Here is an 18,164-nt window from a genome sequence, read left to right as displayed (position 1 = left end):
GCAATACAACTATGCAAACTCGAAACGGGACTCGGCTGTATTCCGCCTCGGACATCTGTGGCTTCCTGGAATGCCAGCATTTGACGGCGCTGGACCTGAAGCACCTGGTCGCGCCGATGGAGAAAGCCCCGGCAAGTGAGCAGAACCGCTTGATCCAGGACAAGGGGCTGGCCCACGAAGCGGCATTTCTTGAACAGCTCAAAAGCAGCCATGCCCAGGTAGTCGACGTCGCTGAGGGCAATCCGAGCTTCTCTCGGCGGGTGGAACTGACCATTGAGGCCATGCGCGCCGGCGCGGACATCATATTCCAGGCGTCGCTTCAGGAAGGCGCCTTTATCGGGCATGCCGACTTCCTGCGCAAAGTACCACGGCCGTCGGCGTTGGGGGGCCACAGCTATGAAGTGATCGACACCAAGTTGGCCAAGAGTGCAAAGGCCAAGTTTCTGGTGCAGGTTGCGCTTTATTCGCGGATGCTGATTGCGATTCAGGGCGTACAGCCTCAGTTCATGTACATCGTGCTGGGTGATGCTACGCGTACCGAGCAGGCCTATCGGGTTGCTGACTACGCGGATTACCTAGAGCAGGTGCTGCAGCGATTCAGTGCGTTCGTGAACACTGAGGGGCCATGGCTCACCTACCCGGATCCGTGTGGGCATTGTGGTTTTTGTGGGTGGCGTGATCGCTGTACTGAACAACGCCTGCAGGATGATCATCTTTCGGCAGTCGCCGGTATCAGCCGCTCGCAAATCAAGAAGTTGCAGGTTGGCGGTGTGACCACCCTGGAACAGTTGGCAGCCAGTGGCGATGACTTGCGTATCCATAAGCTGCAAGTGGAGTCGCTGAACAAGCTACGTCACCAGGCGCGCCTGCAGTTTCAGGGGCGCTCCAGCGATACCCCTCTGTACGAGCTGTTGCCGGTCATGGGGCAACGGCGTGGCTTTGGCCGCATGCCTCCTGCGGTCGAAGGTGATCTGTTCTTCGATATGGAAGGTAATCCTCTGGAGGAGGGCGGCCTGGAGTACCTCTTCGGCCTGTATATAGACGAAGGCGGTGAGCAAACTTTCAAAGCTTTTTGGGCGCACAGCCGGGACGAAGAAAAGATTGCATTCGAGCAGTTCATCGACTGGATCATCGCGCACCTTGAGCGTTACCCGAATGCGCATGTCTACCACTATGCCAGCTATGAAGAAACGGCCATCAAGCGCCTGATGAGCCAGCACGGCACTCGCGAGGCGCAAGTGGATTGGCTGCTGCGCAATGGCAAACTGATCGATCTTTACAAGGTGGTGCGCGAAGCGATCCGCGTGTCGGAACCCAGCTACTCGATCAAGAACATCGAACACTTCTACATGGCAAAGCGTGACGGCGACGTTACCAATGCCGGTGCGAGCATCGTGTTCTATGAGCGCTGGAAAGAGACTGGTGACCCAGCATTGCTTGAGCAGATCGAGCGCTACAACGAAGACGATGTGCTCTCTACGTACCTGTTACGCAACTGGCTTGCGAGCATTAGTCCATTGCGCGCAGGGGTTCCTGTCGTGTTGCAAGCCGAAGGCGAGAAAGCCGTAGCGGAGCAAAAGGAGATCGAGGTTCGGCTGGCAAAATACCGTGACCGATTGCTTGCGGGCTTGCCGTCCGACGATTGCGTCCTGAGCGACGAGGATCAGGTCCGGGTATTGACCTTCCAGCTACTCGACTTCTACCGCAGGGCGGAAAAGCCGGTGTGGTGGCAGTTGTTCAGCCGCCAGGACATGACTACCGAGGAGTTGCTGGACGATATCGAGAGCCTCGCCGGTTTGCAGCGCACAAAAACACCGCCGGTACCGATCAAGAATTCGTTCCTGTTCGAATACAGTTTCGAGCCTCAGGAAAGCAAGATGCGCTCCGGCTCAAAAGGTGTCATCCCTGAATCGTTGGCCAGTGTGCACCTGGTCAGCCTGGATAATGACGCATGCCTCGCGACATTCAAGGCCACCGCGAAAAAGGCGCCACCGGAAGCCTTTGACATGATCCCCGGCAGGCCGATCCCGTCAGGCATGCTGCGCGAGGCGTTGTTTCGCTATGCCGACAGCGTATTGTCCGGTGAGCAACGATTTCAGGCGGTGATGGACTTTCTTCATCGACGCGCACCACGGGTGAAAGGTATCGAGCCGGGTGCGCCTTTGCTTGATCCGCACTTGGCAACGACCGATGGCATCAAGCAGGTGGTACGTAACCTCGAGAACAGTGTGCTATTCATTCAGGGGCCGCCAGGGGCCGGGAAGACCTACACCGGCTCACACGTGATTGTTGACTTGCTCAAAGCCGGCAAGCGCATCGGGGTAACCTCCAATTCGCACTATGCCATCAATAACGTTTTGGCAGCAGTCGAGGCGCGTGCACAGGTGGAGGGCGTTACCTTCAAGGGACTGAAAAAATCATCGGAAGGCGAGGGCACGGAATTCAATGGCCGTTGCATCCGCTCTATCGAGGACAAAACGGAGTTCCTCGACAACTGGGGCCCGGCTATCGACCTGACTGCCGGCACTGCCTGGTTGTTTGCCGATGCGAGCTTCACCGAACAGTTGGATTATCTATTCATTGATGAAGCAGGCCAGGTGAGTGTGGCGAACCTGGTCACCATGGGCATGGCGGCACGTAACATCGTGCTGATGGGTGACCAGATGCAGTTGTCGCAGCCTGTGCAAGGTGTGCATCCGGGCCGCTCCGGTGACTCCGCCCTCGACTACCTGCTGGACGGCACACCTGCCATTGGACCCGACCGAGGTGTGTTCCTGGCGCAGACCTGGCGGATGCATCCACAGGTTTGTTCGTTCATTTCCGATGCTGTATACGAAGGGCAACTTTCGTCCGCGCCGGGTACCGAGCGGCAAGTATTGCACCTTGATGGGCAGCGGCCAGAAATACCGGCAAGCGGGCTGATGTTCTGCCCAGTAGAGCATGACGGCAACGGCCAGAGCTCCGATGAAGAGGCTGCGTACATCAAGGCGTTGTACATGTACTTTCTGCGCCAGTGGTACGAGGATAAGAACGCCGAGAAACACGCGATTTCCCTCGAAAATATCTTGGTGGTGGCGCCTTATAACTTGCAGGTACAGCTGTTGAAACAAATGCTGCCTGCGGGAGCTCGCGTTGGTACTGTGGACAAGTTTCAAGGACAGGAGGCTGAAATTGTAATTGTCTCGATGACCACATCGAATGAAGACTACCTGCCCAGAGACATTGGGTTCCTTTACTCGAAAAACCGTTTGAATGTTGCTGTCAGCCGCGCCAAGTCGTTGGCTTGCATCGTTGCCAGTCCAGGGCTTACGGCGATTCGCTGCCAGACACCAAAGGACATGAGCCTGGTCAATGGCTTGTGCATGGCAACGCGGTACGGACAACAGCAAGGCCTGCCCTCTGCGTGTGAATAAGGGTCGTGAGGAGTTGGGGCATGAGCTATCCACCTGCCTTGCTTGCCGTGCTAGATGAGACATTGAAAATCTCGCGTTTCAGCGTCGACGATCTGCCCGCGCTTGAAATTGGAGGCTGGCATGTCGCCGTGTTGCTCGATGATCTGGCGCACCTGCGGTCCCTTGCGGCTGCGGCGATGAATGACCGCGACGGCGCCGAGAGCACGCCACTGGACATCGCCTACCAGCTTGGCCGAACTGCCTGGATTGAGCGGTTGGAGGCGCTGGGTGCAGAAGGGGACAAGGAGCTGCTGGACTGGAAAGGCCTTGGCAGCTTCCTGAGCCCGGACAACTTTGCCCGTTTGCCGGGCAGGCAAGGCATCATAAAAACGCTTGCCAGGCGTTATCAGCAAGGCCGTAGTCTGAACGACCGTGACGCGGCGGGTAATACGCCACTGCATTGGCTAGCCGCGAACGGGCATAGCAAGGCGGCGAACTACTTTGCCAAGCACTTCAGCAAGTACTGCCTCGATCTGAATGCGAAGAACAACGAAGGGCATACGGCCCGAAACGTGGCCATTCTGGCGGGGCATCACGATATTGCGGCGCGGCTTCTTATCGGAGAAATCGACAACTATCTGCAGGCGGCACGTACCTGGCAGCAGATGCTCGCCACGATGAGCGGCCACTGGCGCAACTGAGTGAGAATTTACCGACCAGCGACGCGGGGCTCCAAGCCCCTCGTCGCGAGTTTCAAAGATTAGTCATTCAACAGCCAGGGCTTCAGTTCCTTGAGATTGCTCACTACCAGTTGCTGCGCCTCAGGGAGAACCGCGAGGTTGCGGTGGTCGATTTGGTAACGCTGCAGCACATACTTCACCAGTGCCCTTCGGCTAGGCACCACCAGTTGCCCCTGCGTCATGCCGAAGTCGGTCTCGATGATCGCCTTCTGCGCCGCGTTCAATCGCCCATCAGGTTCGAATATGACCGGTACCTCGACATTCCAGTCTTCATCCTCTTCGCGTGTGTTCGGCGATTGGTCGAGCAAATCCGGCTGGCCTCGCAGGCGGCTGAGCACGAAATCCCGATACTGGCCGTTCTTCTCGCAATACGCCCTCACGTGCCAGCGCATGCCGGTGTAGACCAGCGTGTGCGGAGCAATCAGGCGCACCTCTACGTTCGGAGTGTTAAACGACACGTACTCAGTTTCCAGCCGCAGGCCTTCGCGACAGGCCTTGAGCAAGGGGCGCAGGACTTCCGGCCGGATCGGGCGATCCGGGACTTCCAATACCCGGGTGTGCGCATAGGCCAATGCCAGCCCGTCGATGTGTGGTGCACGTTCATTGTTCTGATAAAGCAGGTGCAGATAAGCGCTGGCACTGTCGTCGATGAACAACGGCTTGAAGTGCTTGCTCGGTACATAGCCCTTGAGCTGCTTGTCATATGTCAAGTTTTTGGGCGCATGCTCGGTGATGTAGGTATTGATGTCCTTGGAGGCCTGCTGGCGACTGATACCAAAGCTCTGTATCAGGTGGCCCGTGGTCAGCCGGCCTTCCCACCAGGCAACGGTCTCGATCAAACGATAGCGAAGTGCCAGGTCCCAGCGGACCTGCTCGATGGATTGCTTGCGTTTCATACCCGCTCCATGTGCGCGATTACTTTACCTGTATAAGTCTACATTCTAGACCTGTCGTAAATCACTACATATCTTGTCTCTGTCTTCGAAATAATTTGAAGCCAGGAAAGGAAGTGGACATGACTATGTCTGAAGTGGTTTCGACAGGGGCGTTGGTGTTGATCGGGGTGATCCTGGCGGTGCTCCTGTTGCAGTACATGAAGTTGCGCGAGCTCTGGCAGATAGCGCTGGCATGCCGCCACAACGCGCGTTGGGCGCGGATCTGGGAGATGGAGAACCGTGAGCTGCGGTCGGCACGGCGTGCTGACCAGGAGCACATCGCCCAGCTGCAGCGCAAGCTGGTGCTGTTGCAGAACCTTATTGCAGCACAAGAGCGATAAGGAACGGCATGAACAGACTTGAACGGATCAGAGGCTGCCTGCTGGGCGGCGCTGTAGGCGATGCACTTGGCGCCCCGGTTGCTACGCTTGGGTGGCCTGCCATCGAAGCCAGGTTCGGGCTGAAAGGGATAACGGACTTTATCCCAGCTCATGACATTACCGGTGCGATCAGCAGCGCTACGCAGATGACGCTGTTTACCGTTGAGGGCTTGCTACGGGCCTATGTGATTGGGAGTTCAGGGCAGGCATGCCATGTACCCAGTGTTATTCACCACGCGCTGCTGCGCTGGCTGACGACTCAGGACTATCCCCCGGCGATACAAGTCGCCACCGATGGTTGGTTGATCGAGCAGTCGCAGCTATGGTCGCGTCGAGGCCCCGACACAACGAACTTGAACGCACTGAAGGTCAGTGGGCGGTTAGGTGCGCTTGCTGAAAACAACAGCAAGGGCTGTGGAGCCCTAGTGCGGGTCGCACCCTGTGCATTCTTTGCCAATGCGTTTGACTACGCGGCGCAGTCCGGGCGTCTGACGCACGGGCATCCGACGGGTTATCTGGCGGCAGGGCTGTTCGCTGACATTCTCCAGCGGGTTGTCGATCGTCAAGATGGCCTGGAGCACGCTGTGACTCAGAGTCTGGCCAGGTATGGGCACGTACCTGGTATGGAAGAAACGCGCAGTCTCATCGAGCGCGTGCAGTTCTTTTATAACGAGGGGTACACACCTACACCCCAGCGCATCGACGATTTCGCTTCTGGTTGGGCCGCTGAGCAGGTGCTGGCAATTGGATTGTGGTGTGCGCTGACGGCACGGTCGTTCGAGGAGGGGGTGGCCATGGCGGTGAATCACAGTGGCGACAGCAGAACGGGCCTGGTCGCCGGGCAATTGCTTGGTGCGCAATATGGTGCTGCCGCTATTCCTGCTCGCTGGCTCATGCGCCTGGAATTGCGCCGGGTGATGGCTCAGATGGCGGAAGATATCGAGCGCGTGCCGCGGGAGTATTGCGGGGTTGGCGGGGAGTTTGATGAGCAGATTGAACTGGCTTATCCCCGGAGTTGAACGTAGTGGTGACAATGAGTTTGTGCAGTGAACAAGGAGTTTGAAAATGCCGATCAAACCTAGGCCCTTCACTTTTGAATGTGAAGATTGTGGTTGGACGAAAACAGTGGCGCCTCGCAGTGATGCGCTGGCGCCGGGTGAATGGGTCGACCACTGCCCGAAGTGTGGGGGTATGAAGTTGAAGGTGCGTGCTGCGGGGCGGTTGGCCCGCGCGGTGGCGAAACTGCTGGGAGCGCGGCGGTTTTAGGGTGTGGGCGGAAAAAACCATTAAACAGGAGCATTCAGCCATGAAGAATATCTTTGCCGTAGTCGGATTTATCGTGATTGTTACCAAGGGGTATGAGTTATACCGGGAATATAGCGAGATGAAACGTGAGAAAGCGGCGCGGGAGGCAGGTGGCAGTTCGATTTGACGCATGTCGAGTAGTGGCATTGACGACTCGTTCGAGGGTGTCGGGATGACGGCACCGCAGCACACCGACTGGGTGCGACCTGATTACGAGTCTATCGCGATGACGAGGGCCTTCTTCGGTGAGTACTGGCCGCAATTGGAGCTGATCGGCACGTTCCACTGCGGGTTATGTCGTTAGCGCCGACAAACGCAAGCTGTGGATCAAGGGCTAGGTGTGGCAGCAAGGCGCTGGAGATACGTCCTGCGGGGTGGTTTAAGGGGGCAGTGGCGGAGTTGCTGGCGCGCAGACGCTTTTGAGGCGCCTTCGCTCAGTTGGTGGAATTCTCCCGCCCGGAGGGTTCGTTATCGATGGGGCCTACAGGTGTCGTGGCTATATGCCATTGCGCGGCGAGCGTTTACCATAGCGCAGAGCTGTGGTGGAGGCTTTCAGAACCAGCCCATTCGGCTCTGCTTTGGAGCATCCCACTCATGCACGGTCAGGACTTCCAGCTCGTTGCGTTTATTGCCCAATAAAAAGCTGCCTGGCCTAACTTCATTACAAGGACGCGCAATGAACTCCCCTGAAGATCTCAACCGCCTCTATACCGATGTCTCAGATAGCATTGGCAGCGCCATGGCTGACATTCTCGCGCTTAATGTCGAGCACAAGGATGGTAAGCGCGAAATCGGTAATATCACTGACAAGCTGCGCGACATTCGGGGCCGGTTTGACAGCGAACTTCAGCAGTTGAAAACCCATGCCGAGTGGGACACATTTACCTTGGCGTTTTTCGGCGAAACCAACGCCGGCAAGAGCACGATCATCGAATCACTGCGCATCCTGTTCAAGGAAGAATCCCGCCAGGCACTGCTGCAACAGCATGCCAACGATCTTGAGCAGTTCTCGCAGGCCCTTACCGCTCAACTCGAACACGTCCGCGAAGGCTTGCACGCCTTGTACAGCGAGTACACCGGTGAAGTGGCCAGTATCAGCCAAAGCACAGCCCGGCTGACGCAAATCGTTCAGAGCGAAGCCCAGGAACGAAACACGATTGCCCAAGCCGAAGCCGATGCAAGAACCCGGCTTGCCCAGCAAGAGGCTGAGGCACGCATTGTGGTGCAACAACAGGAAGCAGCGCATCGTCAGCAGATAGCGGAGGCTGACGCGAGGGCCAAGCGCGATCTAGCCGAACAGGAGTCCAACGCTCGCCTGGCACTGGAACAGCAGGAAACCTCACAGCGTCTGGAAATTACGCAAGCGCATGCGATATCGCGCTTCAAGGTCCGCCTGGCCATGTTCGGCATTGGTGGGGTTCTGATCGGCGCCTCAGTTGTGGCGGCGGTGCTGACGTTGGCAGGAGCCTGAAATGTCCCGACATGAACTCGATGAACTGTTCGATGAGGCAACCTCAACCCCCCTGCCTGTTGCCCCGGATGACGCACCTGTCCTCCAACACATCGAGGCACGCTCCCCGGCACTGGATGCCCTGCTCAATCAGCAACTCACGGCACTGCACGACAAACTGTTGGCGCACGAGCGTAAGAAGGCTCAAGCACGTCGGGTAGACGGGCTGATCATAGGCACTGGTGAAGCCGATTTCACTAAGGGCAATACGCTCTACCCCCTGAACTACAAGGGCAAACGCTTTCAGCTGATCGACGTGCCCGGTATCGAGGGTGACGAAAGCAAGTACGCGCACATGGTTCGCGAAGCGGTGGCCAAGGCTCATCTTGTCCTTTATGTGAACGGCACCAATAAAAAGCCTGAGAAGGCGACCGCAGAGAAAATTCGTTCCTATCTGCGGCTAGGTACTCAGGTTTGCCCCTTGGTCAACGTGCGTGGCAATGCCGATGCCTACGAGTTCGAGGAAGATCGCGAGTCGCTGACAGCGCACGGCGGTGCCACCGTTGCCTTGCAACAGACCGAGGAAGTGCTGCGTTCGGTATTGGGCAGCAAGGTCTTGCAGCCCGGCCATTGCGTGCAGGGCCTGCTGGCGTTTTCGTCGCTGGCGAGCGACGCGCAAACTGGGCGTACGACAATCGACCCCGCCCGTGGCCGAGACTTGGTCATTCAGCAGCGCAATTATCAGAAGCACTTCGCCTCGTCGAAAGCGATGTACGAATTCAGCCAGATAAAGTCAGTCGCCAAAGTGCTTCATTCCAAACTTGCGACGTTCCGCGAAGACATGGTCGAGAGCAACAAGACCAAGGTGTACGAACTGCTGGTTGAGAACATCTCGACCTTGCAATCGTTGCACGGCGCCCATGAAGCGTTTGTCGCCAGATCCAAGCCGGAGTTCGAGAAGTGCCGCGAAGCGATCAAGGGTTCCCTGGAGCGGTTTGAACGGCTGGTCATGAACGGGAGGCGAAACCTTTGGGACAACCTGTTCAATAGCTTGAAGGAAGACGCCGACTATATCGTCGAACGCCATTTTGGCGACAACGACGCTATTTCCAGCCAGATCAATCGTGCCTTTAAAACTCGGCAGAATTCGCTCAAGGAAAAACTGCAGGAGCAGTTCGAACTGTACCTCAACGACTTGGGCCAAGACCTACAGCAGGCCATTCAGCGCCTGTTGGAGGACGTTGCACGGGTGGAGTTCGAGCAGCTTCTCTATGATACCGAAGCCCTAAACATCAATTACAAGACACCTGACTTGGACCTTGGCTTCGAGCTGGGTGACTATGGCTGGATGGCCTTCAACATAGGCTCCTACGCATTAGCAGGGGCAGGTATCGGGACAGCGTTTCCAGTGATAGGCAACCTGATAGGCGCTGCCGCCGGCGCTCTGGTGGGCATCCTGGTCAGTTTGCTGAGCGTCTTCACCGGCAAGGAAAAACGTATTCGCAAGGCGCAGGGGCAAGTGCAGGAGAAGATCGATGAAGCCTGTTTTGAAGCACATAAAGCCTTGAAAGAAGAACGCAAAACGCTGTTCGCCCCCGTGCGCAAGCAAATTGATGAGACCGTGTTGTCTCGTGTGCAGCAACTTGACGAATCGCTTAAGCGCCCTCTGAAGATCATTGAACAGCAGATAGCGCTAATGACCCGTACCAAAGAACAACTGGAGAGCATGCCTTATGGAACAATTCAAGCAGTTCAACGTTGAGAAGCAGACCGCGCTCAAGGGGTTGGAGCAACTGCGTGCAGTGCTCGACGAGTTGGGCGAGATGGGCGCGGACGTCGGGAGCGAGCTGCAGAAAATAGACTCGGCGGTACAGGCAGTCGAATCCGATGTCCTGCGTATCGCCTTGCTCGGTGCTTTTTCCGACGGCAAGACCAGCGTGATTGCCGCTTGGTTGGGCAAGGTTATGGCCGACATGAACATAGACATGGACGAGTCCTCCGACCGCTTGGCCATCTATTCCCCAGAGGGGCTCCCGGAAAAGTGCGAAATCGTCGACACCCCCGGCCTGTTCGGCGACAAGGAAAAGAGTGTCGACGGTGAGCAGGTGATGTACGAAGACCTGACCAAGCGCTACATCTCTGAGGCGCACCTGATTCTGTATGTGGTGGACGCCACCAACCCGCTCAAGGAAAGCCACAACGACATCGTCAAGTGGGTACTGCGGGACTTGAACAAGCTGTCCTCGACCATTTTCGTGATCAACAAGATGGACGAAGTGACCGACCTCACTGAACAAGTGCTGTTCGATGCCCAGGCCACGATCAAGAAGGACAACCTCAAAGGCAAACTGCAGCGTGCGGCCAATCTTAGCTCGGACGAAATGGCCAGGCTGAACATTGTCTGCCTGGCATCCAACCCTAATGGGCGTGGCCTACCGTTCTGGTTTGGCAAGCCGGAGCACTATGAAAGCCGCTCGCGCATCAACGACCTCAAAGCAATGACCACAGAAGTACTGCGGCACAATGTGCCGGCGGTGCTGATCGCCAAGACCGGCTTGGATGTGGTGCGGGATGTTGTCGGCCAGCATGTGCTGCGCGCCGAAGAGCAGTTGGGGCAGCTCAAGGCCTTTGCCGAACAGAATGCCGAGGAATCGGCACGCATCAGTCAGGACATCGCCACGGGCCGCCGTGAAGTCAAACGACTGGCTGGCGAACTCTTCGAGGAACTTCAGAACCTTGAAAAAGGCTTACTGGGCAAGCTCCGTCCTCTTGGCCTGGAAAACATTCGTGAATTCCTCGAGGACGAACTCGGTTACACCGAGGAAGGCGTAGGCTTCAAGCTGAACCTGAAGATCAAGGGCGCGATCGACCGTTCATTCGATCAGTCGTCCAAAGTGACCAGCCGCATCTCTCAGGATATTGGCCGCCAGCTCAACTCCAGCGAAAGTTTTCTCAATGCCATGGGCGATAGTGCATTGAAGTCGATGGGGGGGGCGGCCAAAGGCATTGCGAACCTGAGTCCAGACATCATTAAGGGCGCGGTCTTCGCGGCCCGCGATGCACTCAGCGCGGTAACCGGTGTCGCGATCAAATTCAAGCCCTGGCAGGCGACTAAAATCGCCGGAGCCATTTCTAAATGGGCAGGCCCTGCAGGCGCAGCCATCACTCTTACCTCGGACCTTCTCAGCGCCTACAAAGCGCATGAGTTGGAACAGGAATTGAAGAGCGCCAAGGACTCGATTGCCGAGGTGATCAAAAGTGCCTTCAAGGATATTTACGACATCATCGGCAACGACGAAAAGCTACTGGATTTCTTTGCACCACAGCTCAAGGCGTTTGAGAAGATCGTTGAAACTGTGGAGGAGCGCTCGACGTTTATCAGCACCAATCAAGCCAAGCTCCAGGCCGTGAAAGCCAAGTTGAATGCCCTGACATCGTCGCCAGCGCGGCTTCAGGCTACGGTCTGAACAAACGGCAAGGGGCGCCACACGCCCTTTGTTAACGAGTTTCAGGGACCGTGCGTGTATTAGAGTATGCGAGCGATTAATCAAACCAAGCAGAGTAATAACTTATTACGGTCGGTTGGTGCGCACGCAGGGAAGTCTTGGCGCTAAAGAATGCCAGGAGGCGGCCGATAAAATTGCGGAACTGCTGGATTTATGGTGTTGGCACAATACGGTGCTTATACATGAGGTCGGACATGATTATTGTCGTGATAGCCGCAATTGTTGTAGCTGTGATTGTTTTCAAGCTATTGCTTCCGCTTTTGGGGGAAATGATTGGCTTGGTAATCGGCGGTGCGTTATTAATTGGCGGTATTGCTTTGTGCGTGGCTTTTCCGCCCGTGATTATTCTCTTTCTCATTGTGGTCTTGATTATTGCTGGTAATAAAAAATCTAAGGGTGGGGAATGAGTGTTACTACAGAAAAAGAACTGGCTGACGCGGTAAGTCGCAATGAAGATACCATCGTAATTGAAGGCGATCTTGCCAAAAAAACTGTTCGAATCAAGGCGACAGGAACTGTTGCATGGGCTGTTGCCATTGGCTCTATCGGCATCGTCTTTTATGGGGTAATTGCTACGCTTGGTACGGGTGGTGCCGCTACACCAGTTGCTGGTGTAGCGGCTGTTGCCGGATCCAGCGCAGCCCTTAGCATTCTAGGGGCTGCGGCAACTACTGCCGCTGTATCCATGGCGGTTTCTGTGAGAAGTCTTAGCGTACTGAAGAAGCTAAGAGGTAATTATAAGATAGCAAATAACTCGGGAGATAAGGTCACGCTAAAGCGCTGCTAATTGGCTGGGATGCTTTCATGAGTTTTGCTGCCGCTCACGGAGTGCTTATAAAAACGAAGGGGCAATACTGCGACAAGTATCCTTGGCCTGCCGATGATCAGTTCAGTCGCTCACTGTAGGGCGACCCCTGGTCCAAGCGTGGTCACTGAGCTAAATGATTACGTGATAACAGGCATCACCCCACAATATGTCTGAGTTACCCAGTGTCAGCAGAGCAATAACCAGAACCAGAACCAGCTTGCCGAGCAGGTTGGCGCAGCCCAATCAGGCGGTTAGATCCCTGTCCTCCTTGGCCGCCTGTCAGTAGCCGGGAATGAGGCCTTGCAGCCTGTGATGATTTCCTAAAGCCACGAAGGCGGTGGTCGTGGTATTGTTTGGCCACCATTCGTAAAGGAGTACAGCCGTGGCGTACCTTGTCGTTATACTTGCAGCATTTTTTTCAAAAGCGTTTTTCAACAGTAAGCTGTGCAGGGGGGAATATGGTTTTTTTAAGACCTATTTCCTCTATGGCGGTCTTGGAGCTTTTGTGATTTATGCTTCAATCATGTTTTTGTTTGGGTATTCAGCTTTGAAAGATGACAGTGGGACTGGGCATTTTGCGCTTCTGACGACAGCGCGTCTTGGCTTATTCTGTCTCGCGGTTTATCTGTCCGGGATTGCATTGGCGGTGTACAAAGTAAAGATGAGAAGCGACTTTTCACCGTTGATGAATTTATACGTGGCACTGATATTGATTGCATTTGTCATCTTGCTGCCGACTGCGCTGTTCAAGGCGCCTGTTATGTGTGCTGTATATGCAGCTTCGGTGTTTGTTTTTTATAAGTTTGTATGGGGTGGTGAGTTTGTGGTGAAGAAGGCTGCTATTGACTGAACGTGGGAGAGAAGTGCGGTGCGTGAGTGTCGCACTTCATACACTTTGAGATGGGTTTAATGGCTGCTGTCGGATTGAGGTTCTTCGTTCCTCTACAGCCAGTTGTGTCGTTTGTAGGACGACCTCTGCTCCGGTCGTAGCCATCCAGTTGAACAGCAACCGATTAGCGCTCCCCCCACAAAAGTTGTCGGGGCGTCCCAGCAGGAGTCGAACAAGGACTGGCACCAAATTGCCTAGCAGACTGATGTAGTCACGCAGTTGATCCAGGTTGGTGCTTGTGTTCAGCGTGGCGACACTAAGCATGAAGCCAGGTTCGACGGAGGACTGTAGAGTCTCACCATTCAATAGTGGCATTATGGTCTGTCAAGCACGCGGCTTCGGTCTGGGATGGCTTTCGCAGCACCACGCGTTCATCCCAGCGTTTGCAATCGTGGCAAATCAGCTCGTGACGCCAACCCAAGGTCCCGCTCAAGGAATGAAGGCAATGATCAAGAAATCGGTGACGGAGCTCGCGTTCGTCAACAGTAAATCGCCCCTACCCACCGTCGAGGTCGATTCGCAGTCCATCGAGGACGCAGGTTTCAGCATCTACCGCACGGTGATGCAGGTACTCACCCAATTGGCTGAGCAGGACGCATCACTGCGGGCGACTCTCTATATGTACGGTACTGTCAGCGTCAACTTCCGCGAGCCGTGCTGGTCTGAATTTTTGCTGGTTGCAGGTCCAGAAAAAGTGCTGCGTGCCTTGGGGGCTGGCTTTGAACGTTTGCCGGCCGTGAAGTCGCGATTCAGTGATTACGTTCCGTCTTCCGCAGCCCTGCGCACCTTCCATGTCCAGGATGGCTTAGTGTGGGAACAAGAGGATGCCAGCACATGGTACTCCCATGCCCAGACGCTTGCTGCCCTGACCGCTGAGGTCGATGAGGCTGAAGAGGCCGACGACGATGGCGAGCTGATTGAGGAGGATGAAGCGGAAGAGACCTGGGATACCGAGGACCTGGAGGCTTCGGATGACCAGGAAGAAGACTCAACGGTCGTTATTGGAAACCGGAAGGCGGCTCGCTATCGGGCCGCGCGCTCCGATGCAAAAGTGAGCACCATCCGGGCAAGGATCGAAGACGTCTTCGGATTACCGGAAGGTTCTGTCGCACTCTGTGGGCCAGACGGCCGCGCCTTGCGAGGAAACGCGCTGATCAGGACGCTGCGTAAGCGTTGGGACGGAAATTGACCACGGAATTTCTACACGCCAAGCCGAGTTCGCTTGTATGGGGCAGTACTTTGTCTTTCGCCCAAGCGATTGGCCGCTGGCATTGGACAGCTATCAGCGTGGTTTCGTCTGGGGGCCAGATAAGCTGACGCAACTCGTCAGTGACCTAGCAGCATATGTAGAACAGGCGGATACCACCTTGCCTTACTACAGGGGTGAGCGGCGTTGATGAGCAGGCAATGCGCGGGCTCTGATGATTTTTTCAGCGGGCTGAATTGCGATTATGGAGAAGGAACCAGGATGTCGATTCCGGATTTTCAAAGCGTCATGCGTCCGGTGCTGGAGGCGGTTCGAGACGGTGTAGCAATTCCGCTCAGCGTGTTGCGCGAAAGCATCGCTGAGGTATTCCAGTTAACCGAGGAAGAGCGCAAAGAGCGGCTGCCGTCGGGGCAACAAACGGTGATCAACAACCGAGTGGGCTGGGCCAGGACCTACCTGAACAAGGCCGGTCTGCTGACTATTCCGAGCAAGGGCTTGGTGCAGATCACTGCCCGTGGTCGGGAAGCACTGGCCAACGGTCCGGAGCGCATTACCGTTGCCTGGCTGAAGCAGTTTCCGGAGTTTGCCGACTTCCATACCGCTAAACCGCAGACCGTTGATGTGCTTGGAGTGCTTGATGTCGAGGCTGCCGAGACCACACCGGATGAGCAATTGGCCGAGGCTCATCAGGCACTGGTGCAGTCACTGGCCGATGAGCTGTTGGCGCAGGTCAGGGCGGCCACGCCAGGGTTTTTCGAGCAACTGGTGGTAGATCTGATGTTGGCCATGGGCTATGGCGGCTCGCGCAAGGAGGCGGGCAAGGCAACCCAGTCCACCAACGATGACGGAATCGACGGCATCATCAAGGAGGACAAGCTCGGCCTGGATGTGATCTACCTGCAAGCCAAGCGCTGGACCAATACGGTGCATCGTCCCGAAATCGACAAGTTCATCGGCGCGCTGACTCGGCAGCGGGCACGCAAGGGCGTATTCATCACTACGTCGGAGTTTTCCGCAGGCGCTCGCGAGGCGGCACTAGGCCTGGATATCAAAGTGGTACTGATCGACGGTGTCGAGCTCGCGCGGTTGATGGTCGAGAACAACCTGGGCGTGAGCGTTAAGCAGGTGTACGAGGTGAAGCAGCTCGACAGCGATTACTTTGCTGGAGAGTGACTCACGACCCTGGTGGCTGGTTCAGTCCGCCGGGGTAATCTGAAACAAGTCGGTATCTATCTGTTTTGGCTAGTGAATAATTTTTTTCAACTTGCCTGGAATACCAGTTGGAACGCTGCGTGGCCTGGATTCCGATGGACAGTAATTTTTGAGCTCAGCCAAGCGACTCATCAAAGTAGTCGCTGTCGAGCCTTGGCACCTTGTAAAGCTGCGAGCTGACTCCGACCTCGTGATCCAACATCAGATTGACCAAGCGTTTACCGTCGACCAGTACAAGCCCTTCGACCGATAGCGCGAACTCAACTGCTTGGGCGGTGAAGCCAGAGGTAGTTATGAATACGCCGCGTTTGGCTTTCTGTCCTGCCAGGGCGCCATAGAACGCCTGCAAATCGGGGCGGCCTACTGTGTTCTGCCAGCGCTTGGCCTGCACGTAGACTTTCTCCAGACCCAGCGCGTCGAGCGAGATCACGCCGTCGATTCCGCCGTCACCACTACCTCCGACCTGCTGCAGTGCCTGACGGTTCGCTCCGTAGCCCAAGCTGTGCAGGACGTCGAGTACGATGTGCTCGAAGCGCGTCGGGCTCGCTTGCAACAGACTGTCCAGCAGATCGCCCGCGACGCTGGTGCGCAGTTCTAGGATGGCTTGATTCAGGCGCTCCTGCGGGCTGCTAGTTGCGAGGTCAGTCTTGGTAATAGGCGCTGGAGCGTCATTTCCTTCATCCAGCGAGGCGGCATCCGGCGCTGTCTTCAGCTTTACGCTCATGAAGTTCACTGCTAGATGCTCGATCTGCTCTGGGCTCAACGGGGCAGGGTTGGCTTGGGCGAATGCGCGGCCGATGTCAGTTAGCTGCCAGTAGCCACGCTTTGCGCTGCTGGAATAGCCGGCGCGTTTGAGCCGATCATGCGCCCAGCCGGAGCGGTTCTTGTAAGTAGCTTGGCCGCTGGCGATGGTCTCCTGCCGCTGTGCCTCGCTCAGACCAAGTGTCAAGGCAGCTGCTTCATGGGCCTCGCCCGCGATGGCGCCTTCCGGGTGGGCAGCGAGAAAACGCAGGATGGGCTCGATGAACTGGTCGTAGGTTGGGACAGGCATGGTTTGCTTCTTCCTGATAAAAAGCTTAGCTCGGCCTAGCAGTTCGACGCCTGTGCTTTGCCTTGGGCGCGGCAGTGCGCTGGGTTTTGCTGCGGTTCCAGTAATGCGCTGGCGGGTTCGTCGTTCGGGTCTTGGGGAGGGGCAATTCACTGCGGAAGGCTTTGGCCAAGATACTTTGAGTCAGCTGGTCCACTCTATGCGCATATCCCGCACTGCGGGTGCCTAAGCGGAGATAGCTTAACCAAGGTGAGGCGGTTTTGGCCATCGCAGGAGGCCATTTCGAGAGGCGGTTGTATTTAAGCCCGGATGTTCCGCCTTGCAGGTCGCGACTGTTCTTGGTCCCTTCTTGGGCAACACCATTGGAAGCCGCTATCACATGCTCTTCAAGCCTAAGCCTGCCCTGCAGGTAACTTGAGCAAAAGCTTTGCCTTGGAGGTGGCTTTTTGGAATCATGTTGCGTGATCGCTGACGAACCTCTTGCAGTGAGAAAGAAGAGTAAGTCAACCGCATCGCCGTGATTTTTCCTCTCTGTTGCCTAGAGCTGTAATTTTGGCTAATTGCTTGATGAAGAGGAAAAATATGATTTCAGTTCAACGTGGTTAGGAGTTGGTTTCGTGGGGAAAGCTTTGGAAGTCGCTAACATAGTTTCGTCTGTTGCAACTGCCGTTGTGGCAGCGTTGGCGCTCTCTTTTAGTGTGTGGCAATTTAACGAGGGTCAAAAGCTGGCGCAAGAAAATTTGGATAGTGAGAGGGAGGCAAAGGCTGTAGAGCTATTTATTAAGTTCAATGAAATGAAAGAGGAAATGGAAAGTAAGTCGACTGCAGGTTCGGCAGGTGTTGATTTTTGGCGCGAAAATTCTCTTCTTGGTATTACAGAGTCGCTGTATAACTTGACTCAAGGCAATGATAAGTGGGAGTCTACCATTGACTGGATGCTGGGGATGCAAAAGGATTTCTTGCAGGAACGTGGGGTAAACTGCAATACCTACTCCTCCGAGTTCATAGAGTTTTTGAAGTCCGGTGGTCCGGTAAAGTGCTCATAACTTTATGAGTTAATGAATCGGTTAGTCCATCGGCGGAAGGACTTATCGAAGGGGGCGTCGATGGAGCGCCTACGACGCGAAACAGAGGATCAGTTTGACGAACCGGTGTTCGAATTCCTTTGGGAATTTCTCTGAGCTGGCCACAAAAAAGTTTATTTGCCAGCGCTAGCGTGTGTTGCCTTTGTATGCAAGTGGGGCTGGAGCATCGAAGTGGCGCTCAACAATATAGCGATTGAAGGAGCACTT

General features: G+C 55.7%; 16 protein-coding genes. 14 read left to right on the top strand and 2 right to left on the bottom strand.

The features are described 5' to 3' along the window. The first annotated feature begins 11 nt into the window (after positions 1-11). Both AC3B5Q_RS22540 and AC3B5Q_RS22535 read left to right on the top strand, forming a co-directional pair. Positions 12-3,413 carry a TM0106 family RecB-like putative nuclease gene (locus AC3B5Q_RS22540; RefSeq protein ID WP_488392749.1) on the top strand — a complete coding sequence of 1,134 codons (3,402 nt, stop codon included), beginning with the start codon at positions 12-14 and terminating at the stop codon, positions 3,411-3,413. 20 nt (positions 3,414-3,433) lie between these two features. Beyond that, on the top strand, positions 3,434-4,093 hold the full coding sequence (locus tag AC3B5Q_RS22535) for an ankyrin repeat domain-containing protein (RefSeq protein WP_274102070.1): 660 nt from the start codon (positions 3,434-3,436) through the stop codon (positions 4,091-4,093). Between the two features lie 59 nt (positions 4,094-4,152). Here AC3B5Q_RS22535 and AC3B5Q_RS22530 read toward each other — a convergent pair whose 3' ends face one another. Continuing rightward, the gene (locus tag AC3B5Q_RS22530) at positions 4,153-5,028 is read right to left on the bottom strand and encodes a BrxR family helix-turn-helix transcriptional regulator (RefSeq protein WP_028697631.1); all 876 of its coding nucleotides are present in this window, start codon (positions 5,026-5,028) and stop codon (positions 4,153-4,155) included. Between the two features lie 119 nt (positions 5,029-5,147). Here AC3B5Q_RS22530 and AC3B5Q_RS22525 point away from each other — a divergent pair, with 119 nt between their 5' ends. From AC3B5Q_RS22525 to AC3B5Q_RS22475, 11 genes are all read left to right on the top strand, one after another. After that, positions 5,148-5,408, top strand: coding sequence for a hypothetical protein (locus tag AC3B5Q_RS22525; protein ID WP_028697630.1), 261 nt, complete (start codon positions 5,148-5,150; stop codon positions 5,406-5,408). An 8-nt stretch (positions 5,409-5,416) separates the two neighbouring features. Then, on the top strand, positions 5,417-6,466 hold the full coding sequence (locus AC3B5Q_RS22520) for an ADP-ribosylglycohydrolase family protein (RefSeq protein ID WP_488392748.1): 1,050 nt from the start codon (positions 5,417-5,419) through the stop codon (positions 6,464-6,466). Between the two features lie 287 nt (positions 6,467-6,753). Further along, positions 6,754-6,879, top strand: a complete 126-nt coding sequence (locus tag AC3B5Q_RS22515) for a hypothetical protein (RefSeq protein WP_257205338.1) — start codon at positions 6,754-6,756, stop codon at positions 6,877-6,879. A 492-nt stretch (positions 6,880-7,371) separates the two neighbouring features. After that, the gene (locus tag AC3B5Q_RS22510) at positions 7,372-8,223 is read left to right on the top strand and encodes a hypothetical protein (RefSeq protein ID WP_253249193.1); all 852 of its coding nucleotides are present in this window, start codon (positions 7,372-7,374) and stop codon (positions 8,221-8,223) included. Between the two features lies 1 nt (position 8,224). Further along, complete coding sequence (locus AC3B5Q_RS22505; protein ID WP_084851536.1) at positions 8,225-9,964, top strand: hypothetical protein; 1,740 nt, start codon at positions 8,225-8,227, stop codon at positions 9,962-9,964. Positions 9,965-10,004: 40 nt separating this feature from the next. Further along, positions 10,005-11,669, top strand: coding sequence for a LeoA/HP0731 family dynamin-like GTPase (locus tag AC3B5Q_RS22500; RefSeq protein ID WP_319298606.1), 1,665 nt, complete (start codon positions 10,005-10,007; stop codon positions 11,667-11,669). A 233-nt stretch (positions 11,670-11,902) separates the two neighbouring features. Next, positions 11,903-12,115, top strand: a complete 213-nt coding sequence (locus AC3B5Q_RS22495) for a hypothetical protein (RefSeq protein ID WP_103469501.1) — start codon at positions 11,903-11,905, stop codon at positions 12,113-12,115. Continuing rightward, entirely contained in the window at positions 12,112-12,495 is a 384-nt protein-coding gene (locus tag AC3B5Q_RS22490) for a PM1101 family membrane protein (RefSeq protein ID WP_143514764.1), read from the top strand. Before AC3B5Q_RS22495 ends, AC3B5Q_RS22490 begins: the two co-directional genes overlap by 4 nt. Positions 12,496-12,898: 403 nt before the next feature. After that, positions 12,899-13,366: a hypothetical protein gene (locus AC3B5Q_RS22485; RefSeq protein WP_084851549.1), complete on the top strand. Its 468-nt coding sequence runs from the start codon at positions 12,899-12,901 to the stop codon at positions 13,364-13,366. A 484-nt stretch (positions 13,367-13,850) separates the two neighbouring features. Further along, positions 13,851-14,594 carry a hypothetical protein gene (locus AC3B5Q_RS22480; RefSeq protein ID WP_488392747.1) on the top strand — a complete coding sequence of 248 codons (744 nt, stop codon included), beginning with the start codon at positions 13,851-13,853 and terminating at the stop codon, positions 14,592-14,594. Positions 14,595-14,873: 279 nt separating this feature from the next. Next, entirely contained in the window at positions 14,874-15,785 is a 912-nt protein-coding gene (locus AC3B5Q_RS22475; RefSeq protein ID WP_103443751.1) for a restriction endonuclease, read from the top strand. 154 nt (positions 15,786-15,939) lie between these two features. Here AC3B5Q_RS22475 and AC3B5Q_RS22470 read toward each other — a convergent pair whose 3' ends face one another. Beyond that, positions 15,940-16,875 (bottom strand): restriction endonuclease, encoded by a 936-nt coding sequence (locus AC3B5Q_RS22470; protein ID WP_488392746.1) that lies wholly within the window; start codon positions 16,873-16,875, stop codon positions 15,940-15,942. Between the two features lie 557 nt (positions 16,876-17,432). On the opposite strand from AC3B5Q_RS22470, the gene AC3B5Q_RS22465 reads away from it, so the two are divergent. Further along, a complete protein-coding gene (locus tag AC3B5Q_RS22465; protein WP_207877259.1) occupies positions 17,433-17,918 on the top strand; it encodes a hypothetical protein in 486 nt (161 codons plus the stop codon). Positions 17,919-18,164 lie beyond the last annotated feature (246 nt).

The sequence above is a fragment of the Pseudomonas sp. D5(2026) genome, from assembly GCF_057766845.1.
The sequence above is the reverse complement of the archived record's forward strand: the minus strand, read 5'-3'. Positions and strand labels throughout refer to the sequence as shown.

Excerpts from the sequence above, each read along its gene's own strand:
- AC3B5Q_RS22540 (WP_488392749.1), top strand. The coding sequence starts at position 12 with ATGCAAACTCGAAACGGGACTCGGCTGTATTCCGCCTCGGACATCTGT.
- AC3B5Q_RS22535 (WP_274102070.1), top strand. The coding sequence starts at position 3,434 with ATGAGCTATCCACCTGCCTTGCTTGCCGTGCTAGATGAGACATTGAAA.
- AC3B5Q_RS22530 (WP_028697631.1), bottom strand. The coding sequence starts at position 5,028 with ATGAAACGCAAGCAATCCATCGAGCAGGTCCGCTGGGACCTGGCACTT.
- AC3B5Q_RS22525 (WP_028697630.1), top strand. The coding sequence starts at position 5,148 with ATGACTATGTCTGAAGTGGTTTCGACAGGGGCGTTGGTGTTGATCGGG.
- AC3B5Q_RS22520 (WP_488392748.1), top strand. The coding sequence starts at position 5,417 with ATGAACAGACTTGAACGGATCAGAGGCTGCCTGCTGGGCGGCGCTGTA.
- AC3B5Q_RS22515 (WP_257205338.1), top strand. The coding sequence starts at position 6,754 with ATGAAGAATATCTTTGCCGTAGTCGGATTTATCGTGATTGTTACCAAG.
- AC3B5Q_RS22505 (WP_084851536.1), top strand. The coding sequence starts at position 8,225 with ATGTCCCGACATGAACTCGATGAACTGTTCGATGAGGCAACCTCAACC.
- AC3B5Q_RS22495 (WP_103469501.1), top strand. The coding sequence starts at position 11,903 with ATGATTATTGTCGTGATAGCCGCAATTGTTGTAGCTGTGATTGTTTTC.
- AC3B5Q_RS22490 (WP_143514764.1), top strand. The coding sequence starts at position 12,112 with ATGAGTGTTACTACAGAAAAAGAACTGGCTGACGCGGTAAGTCGCAAT.
- AC3B5Q_RS22480 (WP_488392747.1), top strand. The coding sequence starts at position 13,851 with ATGATCAAGAAATCGGTGACGGAGCTCGCGTTCGTCAACAGTAAATCG.
- AC3B5Q_RS22475 (WP_103443751.1), top strand. The coding sequence starts at position 14,874 with ATGTCGATTCCGGATTTTCAAAGCGTCATGCGTCCGGTGCTGGAGGCG.
- AC3B5Q_RS22470 (WP_488392746.1), bottom strand. The coding sequence starts at position 16,875 with ATGCCTGTCCCAACCTACGACCAGTTCATCGAGCCCATCCTGCGTTTT.